The sequence below is a fragment of the Kitasatospora sp. MMS16-BH015 genome, assembly GCF_002943525.1.
Classification (GTDB): Bacteria; Actinomycetota; Actinomycetes; order Streptomycetales; family Streptomycetaceae; genus Kitasatospora.
On record NZ_CP025394.1, the window covers coordinates 3,216,209 to 3,233,312 of the forward strand.

The 17,104-nt window shown below is 68.8% G+C and carries 11 protein-coding genes and 3 rRNA genes; 8 read left to right on the forward strand and 6 right to left on the reverse strand.

Annotation, left to right across the window (positions count from 1 at the left end; genetic code table 11):
- Positions 1-5: 5 nt before the first annotated feature.
- A complete protein-coding gene (gene mtrA, locus CFP65_RS13785; protein ID WP_104816374.1) occupies positions 6-683 on the reverse strand; it encodes an MtrAB system response regulator MtrA in 678 nt (225 codons plus the stop codon).
- Between the two features lie 204 nt (positions 684-887).
- Between mtrA and CFP65_RS39980 the strand changes: the two genes are divergently transcribed.
- From CFP65_RS39980 to CFP65_RS13815, 5 genes are read left to right on the forward strand one after another with little or no spacing between them, the layout of a single operon-like run.
- Positions 888-2,384: a hypothetical protein gene (locus tag CFP65_RS39980; protein ID WP_158702165.1), complete on the forward strand. Its 1,497-nt coding sequence runs from the start codon at positions 888-890 to the stop codon at positions 2,382-2,384.
- A 4-nt stretch (positions 2,385-2,388) separates the two neighbouring features.
- A complete protein-coding gene (locus CFP65_RS41800; protein ID WP_104816377.1) occupies positions 2,389-3,078 on the forward strand; it encodes a DUF4129 domain-containing protein in 690 nt (229 codons plus the stop codon).
- A complete protein-coding gene (locus CFP65_RS42110; protein ID WP_104816378.1) occupies positions 3,075-4,301 on the forward strand; it encodes a DUF4350 domain-containing protein in 1,227 nt (408 codons plus the stop codon). Before CFP65_RS41800 ends, CFP65_RS42110 begins: the two co-directional genes overlap by 4 nt.
- A complete protein-coding gene (locus tag CFP65_RS13810; RefSeq protein WP_104816379.1) occupies positions 4,298-5,275 on the forward strand; it encodes a MoxR family ATPase in 978 nt (325 codons plus the stop codon). The genes CFP65_RS42110 and CFP65_RS13810 overlap by 4 nt, the downstream gene beginning before the upstream one ends.
- A gap of 25 nt (positions 5,276-5,300) precedes the next feature.
- A complete protein-coding gene (locus tag CFP65_RS13815) occupies positions 5,301-6,611 on the forward strand; it encodes a DUF58 domain-containing protein (RefSeq protein ID WP_104816380.1) in 1,311 nt (436 codons plus the stop codon).
- A 431-nt stretch (positions 6,612-7,042) separates the two neighbouring features.
- Here the strand turns inward: CFP65_RS13815 and rrf are convergent.
- From rrf to CFP65_RS13845, 4 genes are all read right to left on the reverse strand, one after another.
- Positions 7,043-7,159 (reverse strand): 5S ribosomal RNA (rrf, locus tag CFP65_RS13825).
- An 86-nt stretch (positions 7,160-7,245) separates the two neighbouring features.
- Positions 7,246-10,366, reverse strand: a 23S ribosomal RNA gene (locus CFP65_RS13830).
- Between the two features lie 279 nt (positions 10,367-10,645).
- Positions 10,646-12,167: ribosomal RNA gene (locus CFP65_RS13835) — 16S ribosomal RNA — on the reverse strand.
- Together the 16S, 23S and 5S rRNA genes form the textbook arrangement of a ribosomal RNA operon.
- 573 nt (positions 12,168-12,740) lie before the next feature.
- On the reverse strand, positions 12,741-13,745 hold the full coding sequence (locus CFP65_RS13845) for a stage II sporulation protein M (RefSeq protein ID WP_104816383.1): 1,005 nt from the start codon (positions 13,743-13,745) through the stop codon (positions 12,741-12,743).
- 177 nt (positions 13,746-13,922) lie between these two features.
- Between CFP65_RS13845 and CFP65_RS13850 the strand changes: the two genes are divergently transcribed.
- Positions 13,923-14,801 (forward strand): RDD family protein, encoded by an 879-nt coding sequence (locus CFP65_RS13850; protein WP_104816384.1) that lies wholly within the window; start codon positions 13,923-13,925, stop codon positions 14,799-14,801.
- A gap of 9 nt (positions 14,802-14,810) precedes the next feature.
- Here the strand turns inward: CFP65_RS13850 and CFP65_RS13855 are convergent, their stop codons facing one another.
- Positions 14,811-15,443: a hypothetical protein gene (locus CFP65_RS13855; protein WP_104816385.1), complete on the reverse strand. Its 633-nt coding sequence runs from the start codon at positions 15,441-15,443 to the stop codon at positions 14,811-14,813.
- Positions 15,444-15,552: 109 nt separating this feature from the next.
- On the opposite strand from CFP65_RS13855, the gene CFP65_RS13860 reads away from it, so the two are divergent.
- Both CFP65_RS13860 and CFP65_RS13865 read left to right on the forward strand, forming a co-directional pair.
- On the forward strand, positions 15,553-16,074 hold the full coding sequence (locus CFP65_RS13860) for a SigE family RNA polymerase sigma factor (protein ID WP_254552382.1): 522 nt from the start codon (positions 15,553-15,555) through the stop codon (positions 16,072-16,074).
- A gap of 8 nt (positions 16,075-16,082) precedes the next feature.
- Positions 16,083-17,084: a hypothetical protein gene (locus CFP65_RS13865; protein ID WP_158702166.1), complete on the forward strand. Its 1,002-nt coding sequence runs from the start codon at positions 16,083-16,085 to the stop codon at positions 17,082-17,084.
- The last annotated feature ends 20 nt before the right edge of the window (positions 17,085-17,104 follow it).

Sequence of the window (17,104 nt, forward strand, 5' to 3'; positions counted from 1 at the left end):
TCACGTCAGCTGGGCCCGGCCTTGTAGCCGACGCCGCGGACCGTCACGACGATCTCCGGACGCTCCGGATCCTTCTCGATCTTCGAACGCAGGCGCTGCACGTGCACGTTGACCAGGCGGGTGTCGGCGGCGTGCCGGTAGCCCCAGACCTGCTCCAGCAGCACCTCGCGGGTGAACACCTGCCAGGGCTTGCGGGCCAGCGCGACCAGCAGGTCGAACTCCAGCGGCGTGAGCGGGATGCCCCGGCCCTCGCGCTTGACGGAGTGACCGGCCACGTCGATCACCAGGTCGCCGATGGTCAGCTGCTCCGGCGTCGGCTCCTCCGCCCGCCGCAGGCGCGCCCGCACGCGGGCGACCAGCTCCTTCGGCTTGAACGGCTTCACCACGTAGTCGTCGGCACCCGACTCCAGGCCCACCACGATGTCGACGGTGTCGGTCTTCGCTGTCAGCATCACGATCGGCACCCCCGACTCCGACCTGATCTGGCGGCAGACGTCGATGCCGTCCCGCCCCGGCAGCATCAGGTCGAGGAGGACCAGGTCAGGCTTGGTCTCCCGGAACGCGGCTAGCGCCTTGTCCCCATCCGCGACGAAAAACGGCTCAAAACCCTCACCACGCAGCACGATGCCCAACATCTCGGCCAGTGCGGTGTCGTCATCAACGACGAGGACGCGTCCCTTCATGACCCCATCCTCTCATTACCGGATTGTGACCTGCCGCACAGCCGTGCCATTTCGGCGAGATCCGCCACCCCCACTCGGTCATACCGTCGCAAACCCCCCGCCCACCGCCGCCACCCCACCACACCCCTCGGCCCGCCGTTCCCCCCATGGCACGATGGGCGCACACGGGCCTCCGAGCCCCCTCCCCGCCCCCCAGGAGCAGTGATGACCGACACCCCGAGCTGGTCCCCACCCAGCTCGCCCGAGCCCCAGAACGAGGCCACCGGGTCGTCGGCACCACCACCCACCCCCTCGGCAACGGTCACCCCGCCCCCCGGCCCGGTGCCGCCGCAGGCGGGCGCCCCGGCAGCAGGCGGCTTCGCTTCGCCCGGCAGCACGCCGCAGGCGGGCGCCCCGGCAGTACCCGACTACTCCTGGCGCGGGAGCGCCCCGGCACCGACCAGCTCCGCCTCGCCCACCGGCAGCTCGCCGCAGGCGGCTGCCCCGGCCGACTCCACCGCCCCCGCCGACGCCTCGCCGCAGGCAGGCACCCCGGCAACCGGCGGCTTCGCTTCGCCCGGCAGCTCGCCGCAGGCAGGCACCCCGGCCGATTCAGCTTCCCCCCACAGCACCTCGCCGCAGGCGAGCACCCCGGCCCCCGGCAGCATCCCGCCCCCGTACTCCTACCCCCTCCCCCACTCCCACCCCGGGGTGCCGCCGCAGGGCGGCTGGGGGCCGCAGCCCGGGTGGGGCCAGGCGCCTGCCTGGGGGCACGGCGGCTGGGCCGCGCCGCCCAGCCCCAAGCCCGGGGTGATCCCGCTCCGGCCGCTCGGGCTCGGCGAGATCCTGGACGGCGCCGTCTCCACCGTGCGCGCCCACTGGCGCACCGCCTTCGGCCTCTCCCTCGGCGTCGCCGTCCTCGTCCAGACCATCAGCGCCCTCACCCAGCTCTGGCAGTACGCGCAACCCGACGACACCCTCGCCCAGGTCGCGTACTACCTCGCCCTGCCCCTCGCCAGCCTGATCGGCATCTTCGCCGCCGGCCTGCTCACGATCGTGGTCAGCAAGGCCGTGGTCGGTCAGCCGATCACCATCGGCGAAGCCTGGAAGGGCGCCCGCCCCCAGCTCGGCCGCCTGGTCGGCCTCACCGTGATCGTCATGCTGATCACCCTCGGCGTGATGCTGGTCGGCGGCCTCCCGCTGCTCCTCACCGTGATCGCCGGCGACCCCGGCCCCGGCACCATCGCCCTGCTCTTCCTGCCGGTGCTGGCCGCCGCGCCCGTCGCCATCTGGCTCAACGTCCGCCTCAGCCTGGCCGCCCCGGCCCTGATGCTGGAGCGCCAGACCGTCCGCGCCGCCCTCGCCCGCTCCCGCAAGCTGGTCAACGGCGCCTGGTGGCGGATCCTCGGCATCACCATGCTCGGCCAGGTGCTGATGTTCATCGTGAGCATGATCATCGTCACCCCGTTCACCCTCATCGCGATGGCGATCTCGATCAGCGGCTCGACCGGTCTGTTCACCCCCGACAGCCTGATCAGCCCGGCCACCATCCTGCTCGGCGCCCTCGGCGGCATCATCTCCTCGACCGTCACCATCCCGGTCACCGCCGCGCTCAACGCCCTGCTCTACGTCGACCAGCGGATCCGCCGCGAGGCCCTCGACCTCGAACTCGCCCGCGCGGCCGGCCTGCCCGGCCACGCCGACACCCCGCCCGGAGCCTGACGGAATGCCGGCCCAGGGGGGATGGGCCGCACTCGCGGGCGGCGCCCCGGTCACCACGGACCGGGACGCCGCCCGCGAGGCCGCCCGCGAAGAACTGCTCAACCCGGCCTACCACCGGCACGACCCGAACCTGCTCCAGCGCGCCATGAACTGGCTGAACGAGCAGCTCAACCACCTGCTCGCCGGCGTCGGCTCCGCCGCGCACAGCGGCACCACCGGCCTGGTCCTGCTGCTGATCGCGGCCGCCGTGCTGGCCCTCGTGCTGCGCCACCGCCTCGGCTCCCCGCGCCGCCAGGCCCGCTCCGCCGCGCTCTTCACCCCCACCGGGCCCCGCACCGCCGCCGAACACCGCGCGACCGCCGCCAGGCACGCCGCCGAGGCCGCCTGGCCCGAGGCCGTCCGCGAACAGATGCGCGCCCTGGTCCGCGCCCTCGAAGAGCGCACCCTGCTCGACCCCCGCCCCGGCCGCACCGCCGACGAGGCCGCCGCCGAGGCCGGCCGCTCCCTCCCGGCCCACGCCGCCGAACTCACCGCCGCCGCCCGCGCCTTCGACGCCGTCGCCTACGGCCACCACCCCGCCGACCAGGCCACCTACCAACGCCTCGTCACCCTCGACCACACCCTCACCACCACCCGCCCCACCCTCACGACGCACCCCACACCCATATCCCCCACCGCCGGAGGCCCCGCATGACCACCGGCACCGAAACCCCCACCCCTACCCCTGCCCCCTCCGGTACCTCACTCGCCCCCACCGCCCGCCGGCTCTGGGACCGCACCCGCTGGTACCTCCTCGCCACCGCGGTCCTGCTGCTCGCCGCCCTGCTCATCACCGGCCTCGGCACCCACCGCAGCTACCCGCCGCTCGACCCCCGCTCCACCGACCCCGACGGCACCCACGCCGCCGTCCAGCTGCTCCGCACCCAGGGCCTGACCGTCCGCCAGGACACCGACCTCGAGGACGCCCTGACCACCCCGGACAGCACCCTCGTCCTGGTCGCGCCCGACCGGCTCAGCCCCGCCGAACTCGCGCAGATCGCCTCCACCCGCCGGGGCGACCGCACCCGCCTGGTCCTGATCGCCGCCGGCCCCGCCGCACTGGACGCCCTCGCCCCCACCGTCACCCTCCCCACCGACGAGAACGGCCTCCCGGCCGGCCTGCCCTCCGCCGAGGTGCCCGCCGACTGCGCCCTCCCCGAGGCCCAGCGCGCAGGCCCCGCCGAACTCGGCGGCTACCTCTACCACCCCGGCCCGGCCGGCCTCGGCTGCTACCCCCGGCCCGGCGGCACCCCGCTCGTCCGGGTCGCCGACGGCACCGACCGGGACACCGTCCTGCTCGGCAGCGGCCGCCTGCTCACCAACGAACGCCTCGCCAAGAGCGGCAACGCCGCCCTCACCCTCGGCCTGCTCGGCGCCCACCAGAACCTCATCTGGTACCTGCCCGACCCGGCCGAGGGCGGCGCCGCACCGGCCGCCGACCAGCACACCCTCGGCGACTACCTTCCCCGCGGCTGGTACTGGGCGGGCCTCCAACTCGCCGTCGCCGCCGTGCTCGCCGCCCTGTGGCGGGCCCGCCGCCTCGGCCCGGTGGTCACCGAAGAGCTCCCGGCCGTGGTCCGCGCCACCGAGACCACCGAGGGCCGCGCCCGGCTCTACCAGCGCGCCCGCGCCCGGGGCCGCGCCGCCGAGGCACTGCGCACCGCCGCCCGCCACCGCCTGGCCCTGGCCCTGCGCCTCCCGCTCACCCACGGCGCCCCGGACCCGACCGCCCTGGTCGCCGCCACCGCCGACCGCACCACCCGCCCGGCCGCCGAGCTCCACACCCTCCTCTACGGCCCCGCCCCCGCCGACGACACCGCGCTGCTGCGCCTCACCGACCACCTCGACGCCCTCGAAAGACAGGTACGACAGCCGTGACCGAGCCCACCGACGCCACCGCCCCCAGCTCGCCGCACCAGGCGCTGAGCGCCCTGCGCGCCGAGATCGCCAAGGCCGTGGTCGGCCAGGACGCCGCCGTCACCGGCCTGGTCGTCGCCCTGCTCTGCGGCGGCCACGTGCTGCTCGAAGGCGTCCCCGGCGTGGCCAAGACCCTGCTGGTCCGCGCCCTCTCCACCGCCCTCGCGCTGGAGACCAAGCGCGTCCAGTTCACCCCCGACCTGATGCCGGGCGACGTCACCGGCTCCCTGGTCTACGACGCCCGCACCGCCGAGTTCTCCTTCCAGCCCGGGCCGGTCTTCACCAACCTGCTGCTCGCCGACGAGATCAACCGCACCCCTCCCAAGACCCAGGCCTCCCTGCTCGAGGCCATGGAGGAGCACCAGGTCACCGTGGACGGCGACCCGCGCCCGCTCCCCGAGCCCTTCCTGGTCGCCGCCACCCAGAACCCAGTCGAGTACGAGGGCACCTACCCCCTCCCCGAGGCCCAGCTCGACCGCTTCCTGCTCAAGCTCGTCCTCCCGCTCCCCACCCGCGAGCAGGAGTACCAGGTGCTGGCCCGCCACGCGGCCGGCTTCGACCCGCGCGACCTCGCCGCCGCCGGAGTCCGCCCGGTCGCCGGGGCCGCCGACCTCGCCGCCGCGCGCGCCGAGATCGCCAAGCTCACCGTCTCCCCCGAGGTGCTCGCCTACGTGGTCGACCTCTGCCGTGCCACCCGCACCTCCCCCTCCCTTTCGATCGGCGTCTCCCCGCGCGGCGCCACCGCCCTGCTCGCCACCGCCCGTGCCTGGGCCTGGCTGGCCGGCCGCGACTACGTCACCCCGGACGACGTCAAGGCCCTCGCCCTCCCCACCCTCCGCCACCGCGTCCAGCTCCGCCCCGAGGCCGAGATGGAGGGCCTCACCCCCGACTCCGTCATCCAGTCCGTGCTGGCCCAGACCCCCGCCCCCCGCTGACCCCCTCCCCCACCCAAGGAGTCCCATGGCCCTGACCGGCCGCACCGCCCTCCTCGCCGCCCTCAGCGCCTTGGTCGTGGGGTTCCTGCTGCCCTCCTGGGCGGGCCTCGGCACGGTCGGGCTGGTCCTGCTCCTCGGCGTCCTCACCGACCTCGCGCTCGCCGCCCCCGTCCGCACCCTCCGCCTCACCCGCAGCGGCGACACCACCACCCGCCTCGGCGAACCCGCCGACATCCACCTCACCCTCCACAACCCCTCCGCCCGCCCCCTCCGCGCCACCGTCCGCGACGCCTGGCCGCCCTCCGCCTGGGCCCCCGGCACCTCGTACACGGCCTCCCGGCACACCCTCACCATCCCGGCCGGCGAAGGCCGCCGCCTCACCACCCACCTCACCCCGACCCGCCGCGGCGACCACCACGCCCACCGGGTCACCATCCGCTCCACCGGCCCGCTCGGCCTGGCCGCCCGCCAGGGCTCCCACCACAGCCCCTGGACACTCCGCGCCCTGCCGCCCTTCCTCAGCCGCAAGCACCTCCCCTCCCGGTTGGCCCGCCTGCGCGAACTGGACGGCCGCACCTCCACCCTGATCCGGGGTCAGGGCACCGAGTTCGACTCCCTCCGCGAGTACCTGCCCGGCGACGACGTCCGCTCCATCGACTGGCGCGCCAGCGCCCGCCGCCAGACGGTCGCCGTCCGCACCTGGCGCCCCGAACGCGACCGCCACCTGCTCCTCGTCCTCGACACCGGCCGCACCTCCGCCGGCCGGGTCGGCGACGCCCCCCGCCTGGACGCCAGCCTGGACGCGGCCCTCCTGCTCGCCGCCCTGGCCACCAAGGCGGGCGACCGGGTCGACCTGCTCGCCCACGACCGCCACCACCGCGCGGCCGTCCTCGGCCGCTCCCCCGCCGACCTGCTCCCCGCCTTCACCAACGCGATGGCCGGCCTCCAGCCCACTCTGGTCGAGACCGACCTGCGCGCCCTCGTCTCCACCACCCTCCGCACGGCCCCCCACCGCTCCCTGGTGGTCCTCTTCACCGGCCTGGACGCCCACCCGATCGAGGAGGGCCTGCTCCCGCACCTCCCCCTCCTCACCAAGCGCCACCAGGTCGTCCTCGCCACCGTCGCCGACCCCCGCCTCGACGAACTGGCCACCACCCGCGGCACGGTCGCCGACATCTACCACGCAGCCGCCGCCGAACAGACCCGAGCCGACCGCCGCCGCACCGCCGACCTCCTCACCCGCCACGGCGTCACCGTCCTCGACGCGGCCCCCCATGCCCTCCCCCCGGCCCTCGCCGACACCTACCTCGCCCTCAAGGCCGCCGGCCGCCTGTAGCGGCCGCGCTCCCCCTGCCACCATGGCGCGATGAGCACAGACACCACCTTCTTCCTGGCTCGACCTTCATCCTGGCCCGCGAGGACCGCAGGGCCGCCATCGCCCACCGAGGCGGCCCCCAAGGCTTCCCCTCCACAAGCGGCCACTTCTCCTCCGGGGCCGACGCCGACGCCGAGTGAGATGCCTTCCTCGCAGCGTCAGCCCCGTCACCGGACCTTCCCTCCCAGACTGACCCGCTCCCTCTCCGAAGCCACCCCCGAGCAACTCAACGACCTCGCCGCTGGCTGGGCCGCGAAACTGCACAGCGAAGACGGCGACGACATACCCGACGACGATCTCCTGTACTGCTGGTTCTACTGATCCCCCGGTTTTGCCCGGAAACGCAAAGAAGCCCCATCCGGTCTCCCGGATGGGGCTTCTCCACAATGATTGTTCGGCGGCGTCCTACTCTCCCACAGGGTCCCCCCTGCAGTACCATCGGCGCTGTGAGGCTTAGCTTCCGGGTTCGGAATGTAACCGGGCGTTTCCCTCACGCTATGACCACCGAAACACTATGAAACTATCAACCGCACCACGCATGTCTTTCCATGCGCGGGGTCGTTGTTTCAGAACAACACAGTGGACGCGAGCAACTGAGGACAAGCCCTCGGCCTATTAGTACCGGTCAGCTCCACCCATTACTGGGCTTCCACATCCGGCCTATCAACCCAGTCGTCTACTGGGAGCCTTACCCTCTCAAGGAGGTGGGAACATTCATCTCGAAGCAGGCTTCCCGCTTAGATGCTTTCAGCGGTTATCCCTCCCGAACGTAGCCAACCAGCCATGCCCTTGGCAGGACAACTGGCACACCAGAGGTTCGTCCGTCCCGGTCCTCTCGTACTAGGGACAGCCCTTCTCAATATTCCTACGCGCACAGCGGATAGGGACCGAACTGTCTCACGACGTTCTAAACCCAGCTCGCGTACCGCTTTAATGGGCGAACAGCCCAACCCTTGGGACCTACTCCAGCCCCAGGATGCGACGAGCCGACATCGAGGTGCCAAACCATCCCGTCGATATGGACTCTTGGGGAAGATCAGCCTGTTATCCCCGGGGTACCTTTTATCCGTTGAGCGACGGCGCTTCCACAAGCCACCGCCGGATCACTAGTCCCTGCTTTCGCACCTGCTCGACCCGTCGGTCTCACAGTCAAGCTCCCTTGTGCACTTACACTCAACACCTGATTGCCAACCAGGCTGAGGGAACCTTTGGGCGCCTCCGTTACTCTTTAGGAGGCAACCGCCCCAGTTAAACTACCCACCAGACACTGTCCCTGATCCGGATCACGGACCCAGGTTAGACATCCAGCACGACCAGAGTGGTATTTCAACGATGACTCCACCGTGACTGGCGTCACGGCTTCACAGTCTCCCACCTATCCTACACAAGCCGAACCGAACACCAATATCAAGCTATAGTAAAGGTCCCGGGGTCTTTCCGTCCTGCTGCGCGAAACGAGCATCTTTACTCGTAATGCAATTTCACCGGGCCTATGGTTGAGACAGTCGAGAAGTCGTTACGCCATTCGTGCAGGTCGGAACTTACCCGACAAGGAATTTCGCTACCTTAGGATGGTTATAGTTACCACCGCCGTTTACTGGCGCTTAAGTTCTCAGCTTCGCCGTGACGAATCACGACTAACCGGTCCCCTTAACGTTCCAGCACCGGGCAGGCGTCAGTCCGTATACATCGCCTTACGGCTTCGCACGGACCTGTGTTTTTAGTAAACAGTCGCTTCTCGCTGGTCTCTGCGGCCGGCCCCAGCTCACGGAGTAAATCCGATCACCAGTTCCGGCCCCCCTTCTCCCGAAGTTACGGGGGCATTTTGCCGAGTTCCTTAACCATAGTTCACCCGAACGCCTCGGTATTCTCTACCTGACCACCTGAGTCGGTTTGGGGTACGGGCCGCCATGAAACTCGCTAGAGGCTTTTCTCGACAGCATAGGATCATCCACTTCACCACAATCGGCTCGGCATCAGGTCTCAGGCTATTGTTGTGCGGATTTGCCTACACAACGCCCTACACCCTTACCCCGGGACAACCACCGCCCGGGCTGGACTACCTTCCTGCGTCACCCCATCGCTCAGCTACTACAGACTTGGTTCACCGGCTCCACCACGTCCCTTTGTCCGAAGACTCCGGGCCGGCTTCACGGGCTTAGCATTACCTGGTTCGCCGTTGGCGCTTCAAAGCGGGTACGGGAATATCAACCCGTTGTCCATCGACTACGCCTGTCGGCCTCGCCTTAGGTCCCGACTTACCCTGGGCAGATCAGCTTGACCCAGGAACCCTTGGTCAATCGGCGCAAGAGTTTCCCACTCTTGTATCGCTACTCATGCCTGCATTCTCACTCGTGAACCGTCCACAACTGGATTCCTCCGCTGCTTCACCCGGCACACGACGCTCCCCTACCCATCACAGCAGGCGTTAGCCCTATAGCTGCAATGACACGACTTCGGTGGTGTGCTTGAGCCCCGCTACATTGTCGGCGCGGAATCACTTGACCAGTGAGCTATTACGCACTCTTTCAAGGGTGGCTGCTTCTAAGCCAACCTCCTGGTTGTCTCTGCGACTCCACATCCTTTCCCACTTAGCACACGCTTAGGGACCTTAGTCGGTGTTCTGGGCTGTTTCCCTCTCGACCATGGAGCTTATCCCCCACAGTCTCACTGCCACGCTCTCACTTACCGGCATTCGGAGTTTGGCTAAGGTCAGTAACCCGGTGAGGCCCATCGCCTATCCAGTGCTCTACCTCCGGCAAGAAACACGTGACGCTGCACCTAAATGCATTTCGGGGAGAACCAGCTATCACGGAGTTTGATTGGCCTTTCACCCCTAACCACAGGTCATCCCCCAGGTTTTCAACCCTGGTGGGTTCGGTCCTCCACACGGTCTTACCCGCGCTTCAACCTGCCCATGGCTAGATCACTCCGCTTCGGGTCTTGGGCGTGCAACTCAATCGCCCTATTCGGACTCGCTTTCGCTACGGCTACCCCACACGGGTTAACCTCGCTACACACCGCAAACTCGCAGGCTCATTCTTCAAAAGGCACGCAGTCACGAGACACACAGCAAGCTGCATGTCCGACGCTCCCACGGCTTGTAGGCACACGGTTTCAGGTACTATTTCACTCCGCTCCCGCGGTACTTTTCACCATTCCCTCACGGTACTATCCGCTATCGGTCACCAGGGAATATTTAGGCTTAGCGGGTGGTCCCGCCAGATTCACACGGGATTTCTCGGGCCCCGTGCTACTTGGGAGAAGCTCAAGCGAGCCGTACAGATTTCGTCTACGGGGGTCTTACCCTCTACGCCGGACCTTTCGCATGTCCTTCGACTATCCATACGGTTTCTGACTCGCCCAACTGCCGGCAGACAGCTGAAGAACTTTCCCACGACCCCTTGAGCGCAACCCCTGCCGGGTCTCACACGCTCAAGGTTTAGCCTCATCCGGTTTCGCTCGCCACTACTCCCGGAATCACGGTTGTTTTCTCTTCCTGAGGGTACTGAGATGTTTCACTTCCCCTCGTTCCCTCCACACACCCTATGTGTTCAGGTGCGGGTGACAGCCCATGACGACTGCCGGGTTCCCCCATTCGGAAACCCCCGGATCAAAGCCTGGTTGACGACTCCCCGGGGACTATCGCGGCCTCCCACGTCCTTCATCGGTTCCTGGTGCCAAGGCATCCACCGTGCGCCCTTAAAAACTTGGCCACAGATGCTCGCGTCCACTGTGCAGTTCTCAAACAACGACCAGTCCCCCACCCTCGACCCGCACAAGGCGGCTCTCAAGTGAGACCGGCGATCACTGAAGCAACGACATCAAGCCGTTCCCTCAGGACCCAACAACGTGCCCGACCCACCAGACTCTGGATACGTTTTCCACGCCGAAGCAGTACTAACGAACCATCACCCAGTGTGCCGAATAGTCAACGTTCCACCCATGAGCAACCGTGCGAGACATTCGCTCGCAACCGGCTATGTGCTCCTTAGAAAGGAGGTGATCCAGCCGCACCTTCCGGTACGGCTACCTTGTTACGACTTCGTCCCAATCGCTGGTCCCACCTTCGACGGCTCCCTCCCAAGGGTTAGGCCACCGGCTTCGGGTGTTACCGACTTTCGTGACGTGACGGGCGGTGTGTACAAGGCCCGGGAACGTATTCACCGCAGCATGCTGATCTGCGATTACTAGCAACTCCAACTTCATGGGGTCGAGTTGCAGACCCCAATCCGAACTGAGGCCGGCTTTTTGGGATTCGCTCCGCCTCGCGGCATCGCAGCCCTTTGTACCGACCATTGTAGCACGTGTGCAGCCCAAGACATAAGGGGCATGATGATTTGACGTCGTCCCCACCTTCCTCCGAGTTGACCCCGGCAGTCTCCTGTGAGTCCCCATCACCCCGAAAGGCATGCTGGCAACACAGAACAAGGGTTGCGCTCGTTGCGGGACTTAACCCAACATCTCACGACACGAGCTGACGACAACCATGCACCACCTGTATACCGACCACAAGGGGGCGACTATCTCTAGCCGTTTCCGGTATATGTCAAGCCTTGGTAAGGTTCTTCGCGTTGCGTCGAATTAAGCCACATGCTCCGCTGCTTGTGCGGGCCCCCGTCAATTCCTTTGAGTTTTAGCCTTGCGGCCGTACTCCCCAGGCGGGGAACTTAATGCGTTAGCTGCGGCACCGACGACGTGGAATGTCGCCAACACCTAGTTCCCAACGTTTACGGCGTGGACTACCAGGGTATCTAATCCTGTTCGCTCCCCACGCTTTCGCTCCTCAGCGTCAGTAATGGCCCAGAGATCCGCCTTCGCCACCGGTGTTCCTCCTGATATCTGCGCATTTCACCGCTACACCAGGAATTCCGATCTCCCCTACCACACTCTAGCCTGCCCGTATCGAATGCAGACCCGGGGTTAAGCCCCGGGCTTTCACATCCGACGCGACAGGCCGCCTACGAGCTCTTTACGCCCAATAATTCCGGACAACGCTCGCACCCTACGTATTACCGCGGCTGCTGGCACGTAGTTAGCCGGTGCTTCTTCTGCAGGTACCGTCACTTGCGCTTCTTCCCTGCTGAAAGAGGTTTACAACCCGAAGGCCGTCATCCCTCACGCGGCGTCGCTGCATCAGGCTTTCGCCCATTGTGCAATATTCCCCACTGCTGCCTCCCGTAGGAGTCTGGGCCGTGTCTCAGTCCCAGTGTGGCCGGTCGCCCTCTCAGGCCGGCTACCCGTCGTCGCCTTGGTGGGCCGTTACCCCACCAACAAGCTGATAGGCCGCGGGATCATCCTGCACCGCCGGAGCTTTCCACCAACCCCCATGCGGAGGAAGGTCATATCCGGTATTAGACCTCGTTTCCAAGGCTTGTCCCAGAGTGCAGGGCAGATTTCCCACGTGTTACTCACCCGTTCGCCACTAATCCACTCCGAAGAGCTTCATCGTTCGACTTGCATGTGTTAAGCACGCCGCCAGCGTTCGTCCTGAGCCAGGATCAAACTCTCCGTGAATGTTTTCCGGACCAAGCCGGGTGACACTCGCGTTGAGCGGCACGGCAACCACCGGAATAGGGCGGCCCCGCGCACTGCATCCTCGCTGTGTTTTGTTACTAAAGGAATCTCCAACCCGAACCGATCGGTTCAGGCCGGGGATGTCAACATATCTGGCGTTGACTTTTGGCACGCTGTTGAGTTCTCAAGGAACGGACGCTTCCTTCGAGCCGCCTTCCGGCGAGGCCCTCCGGGCTTCGTTCTTTCGTGTTTCCAGCTTACCAGATGATTTCCGCTCCGTTTTCCGGAGTTTCGATTCTTCTGATTCCCACTGGGGGGATTTCTTCGACTTCGAGATAAAGCGTATCAAACGCTTTTCACTGGTCAGTCTCAGGGGATTGGCCTTGCCGGGCCGACATCCATCCGGACGCCCTCGCCTCAGCTTGGCTCTGCCGTAGACCTTAACGCCTGGTGGCGACTGTGTCCAGTCGGTCTCAACCGTTCAAACCTACTAGCTCGTCAAATCCAGGTCAATGGTTTTTCCGGGCTGACGAGAAGACTAGCAGGTCAGCGGCATGATCCGCACACGTGTGCTCAGGCGGCGACCGGTTGGAGGTCCTCCCGGTCCGACTCCGGTACGTCACCGTGTTCGCCCTGGGCGGCGGCGTGGCGGCCGAGGAGGAGGGCGTAGAGGAGGAAGAGGGTCTCGGCGACGGCACCGATGGTGATGCGGGCCCAGGTGGGGAGGGGGGACGGGGTGACGAAGGCTTCGAGGATGCCGCTCACAAAGAGGGTGGTGGCCAGGCCCACGGCCATGCCGATGGTGGCGCGGCCCTCTTCGGCGAGGGCGGTGCGGCGCAGGCGTGGGCCCGGGGAGATGACGGTCCAGCCGAGGCGCAGGCCCAGGCCGGCGGCGACGAAGACGGCGGTGAGTTCGAGGAGGCCGTGCGGGAGGAGGAGGCCGAGGAAGAGGTCGAGGCGGCCCGCGGAGGCCATCAGGCCCAGGCCGACGCCGAGGTTGAGGATGTTGGTGAGGAGGACCCAGAGGACGGGGATGCCGAGGAGGACGCCGAAGATCAGGCACTGGGCGGCGACCCAGGCGTTGTTGGTCCACACCTGGGCGGCGAAGGAGCTGGCGGGGCGGTCGGTGTAGTAGGTCTCGTACTCGCCGCCGGGCCGGGTCAGCTCGCGGAGGTGGTCGGGGGTGGCCAGGGTGTCGCGGACCTCGGGGTGGGCGGCTATCCACCAGGCGATCAGGGCCGAGGCGAGGACGGAGATCACCGCGATCGGGAGCCACCAGCGGCGCGAGCGGTAGAGGGCCGCCGGGAAGCTCACCGTGTAGTAGCGGGAGACGTCGCGCCAGGAGGCCTGGCGGCTGCCGGTGACGGCGCTGCGGGCTCGGGCGACCAGGGTGGTGAGGCGGCCTTCGAGGGTGGGGTCGGGGGCTGCGGACTGGACCTGGGCCAGGTGGGCGGTGGCGCGCTGGTAGAGGGTGACCAGTTCGTCGGCCTCCTCGCCGGTGAGGCGGCGCCGGCGGCTGAGGGTCTCCAGGCGGTGCCACTCGGGTTGGTGGGCGGCGACGAAGACGTCGAGGTCCATGCGGCTCGCTCCCGGAGATCTGCTCGGTCGGCTGGGCGGTTACGGCGGGGCCGGGCCAGCTTGCCAGAGGAGGGGCGGCGTCTTCCCGGTGGAGGGGGGTCACCGTACTGTGAACCGCTGGGCCGGCGGGGGAACGGCCAGGTGGTGAACGGTGGAGCGGGGAACGGACGGGGTGCTGTGAGCGGACTGGTCACGGGTGAGGCGGTCGCCCTCGGGCTGCGGGCGGCGAAGCTGCCCAGCCGGGCGCTGGCGCTGCTGCTGGATCTGGCGGTGGAGTGGGCGGGCCTGGCCGGCGGGCTGATCGTGCTCGCCTTCGCCGCCCCCGGGCTGGACGGTGCCGCGGCGGCCGCGATCTCGCTCGGGATGACCGTGGGATTCCTGGTCGGGGTGCCGGTGCTGGTGGAGACGCTCAGCCGGGGGCGCTCGCTCGGGAAGCTGGCCCTCGGGCTGCGGGTGGTGCGGGCGGACGGCGGGCCGGTGCGGTTCCGGCACGCGCTGGTGCGCGGGCTGGTCGGGTTCATCGAGCTGCTGATGCTGATGGGCGTGCCCGCCGTGATCTGCTCGCTCGCCTCGGCCGAGGGGCGGCGGCTCGGTGACGTGTTCGCCGGCACGCTGGTGGTCCGCGAGCGGGTGCCCGGGGCCGGTCGGCCGGTGCTGCCCGCGCTGCCGCCGCAGCTGGCCCACCTGGTGGGCGCCGAGACGGCGGGCCTCGACCTGTCGGCCGTGCCGGACGGGCTCTGGCTCGCGCTGCGGCAGTACCTCGGCCGGCTGGGTCAGCTGGACCAGGCCGTGGCCGCGCGGATGGGGCAGCAGCTGATCGGCGAGGTGGTGGCCCGGACCGGGCGCGAGGTGCCGTACGGGGTGCCCCCGGTCGCGTACCTCGGGGCGGTGCTGGCGGAGCGTCAGCGGCGTGAGTGGGCCCAGGCGGTGGGCCGCCCGGCCGCTCCCCCCGTGTACCAGCAGCAGCAACAACGGCAACAGCCGTACGCAGCGGCTCCGGCTCCGGCCCCCGAGGTGGAGCAGCGGACCGAGGGTGGGTTCGCGCCGCCCGCCTGAGCGCTGGGGCTAACTCGGGTCCAAGCGGCGCGGGTTGGGCGGGGTGTCGAGTTCCTCGAGTTCGATGCCGGGGGCGGAGAGGACCACGTCGCCGGCCAGGTGGACGATGCCCTGCTCGCCGGTGGCGAGGTCGGCGACCTGGTACTGCTCGACCAGCAGCGGGCCACTGTCGGTGGAGTGGGTCTCCACGGATTCGAGCAGCCAGGCCTGGTCGAGGGTGCGCGGGGCGAGCACCGGGTCGGTGAAGGCGACCAGCCGCACCTTGGCGCTCGCGCCCGGCTCCAGACGGAGCAGGCGGGCGGTGGCGATCAGAAAGCCCGGGGAGCTGCCGGTGAAGGCGTGCGCCTTGTCGTAGCCCTCCTGGGCCTCCGCGCCCGCCGGGTCGGCGGCGTCGGTGCGGACCCAGGCGACGCCGTCCACCGCTCCCCCGCGGACCTGCCAGCCGCCGGCCCGCAGCTCCAGCCGGAGCGGGCGGGAGCGGGAGTCGAGGGTGAGGTCGGTGGTGGCGAGCAGCGCGCCGTCCGGGGCGTAGGTCTTGGAGACGTACCGCCAGCCGGCCGGGCCGGGGGCGCAGCTGAAGCGTTCCTCCCCGATCGGGAGTCGGTCGTGGCTGTCGTGCAGCGAGTAGCGGCCGTTGGGCATGGGCGAAAGCCTACGGGCACGGGGATGCAACCTCCCGGGGGTGTCCGGCATCAGTGATGCGGGTGGTGCCGGGGACCGGGGCCACCGGGGGAGGACGGAGGGAGGGCCCTTGTCGACGGGGGAACAGTCGCGCGACGCGGAGTTCGCCGAGTACGTGGCGTCCAGGGGCGGGTGGCTGCGCAAAGTGGCCTACCTGCTCTGCTCGGACTGGCACCGGGCGGACGATCTCGTGCAGGAGACCATCACCAAGCTCTACACCAACTGGCACCGGGCCGGTCAGGCGACCAGTCGGGACGCCTATGCGCGGGTGGTGCTGGTCAACACCTTCTTGGCCGAGCAGCGCTCGCCCTGGTGGCGGCGCCGGGCTGAGGAGCCGGCCTCGGGCGAGTTCGGGGCCATAGAGGCGCCACCGGACGTGGCGGCCGCGGTGGACCTGCGGCGGGCGCTGACCGGTCTGCCGCCGCGGCAGCGGGCGACGGTGGTGCTGCGCTACTACTGCGACCTGACGGTGGAGCAGACGGCGGAGGCCCTCAGGTGTTCGTCGGGCAATGTGAAGAGTCAGACCTCGCGGGGGCTGGACGCACTGCGGCGCAGCCTCGGGGTCAACCGGCTGGGGGGTGTCGAGGCGTGAACCGGGAGATGGATGAACTGACGCTGTTGATGGACGAGTTGGTGAGCGGTGAGGCGCCGGCCACTGCGGTGGACGCCGGAGCGGCGATCCGGGCGGGGCGGGGACGGATCCGCCGCCGGCGGTTCGCGATGGGGGCGGCGGCCCTGGCGGTGGTGACGGTGGCCTGCGGCGTGCTTGCCCAGACCACTCCGGGTCGGACTCCCGTGCTGCCGACTGCCCCCGCGACGGCCTCCCCGGCACCGAGGACGGGTACGGATCCGCTCGTCGCCCCGGCGCGCTTCGGGTGGCTGCCGAGCTGGGCCGTGAAAGCCACCTTCACTGCGATCGGTGTGGGGACGGGGGTGCGGGCCGAGGACGGCTCGCCCGGACCGGGCGGCCGGGCCGTGATCTTGAAGCGGTACAGCTCGGAGCAGATGCCACCTGAGGCAATAACCGGCTCCTGGCAGCACCTCGACCGGATCAACGGTGGGGAGGCCTATCTGAGCAGTCCGTCCACCAACGGCGGGCCGAAGCGGACGCTGATGTGGCGGACAGTTCACGGCGACTGGGCCACCCTGCTCGCAGAGAACCTGAGCGCGGCCGAACTGGCGGACTTGCCGCAGATCGCGGCAGACGTGGTCTTCGGCGATGCGCCGGTGCCGCTGCCGCTGACGCTGCCGAAGCTGCCCGCCGACTTCAGGGTCCTCACCGTCACCCTCGACCTGGCGGTGAACAGCGCCACCCGTATCGACGCCGCCACCGGCCGACGGACCAGCCCTTGGGCGTTCAGCGCGCATTGGACCGGGGCGAGCGGCGAGGTCGCGGTGACCGTCGACCCCGCGTCCCGTGCGGAGATCTTGCCGGCGCGGCCGGGCCGGGCCTGCCGCCTGGACGCCGGGATGAGCATCTGTGCGTACTGGTCCGGCAGCGAGGACCCGCTGGCGCCCGTCGGCGGTGCGGCGGCTTGGCTGAAGCAGGTCACCCTGCTGGGCGACGACCAGCGGAACTGGACCACCCAGGCCTTCGGCTGATCGGACAGGCCGATGGCCGG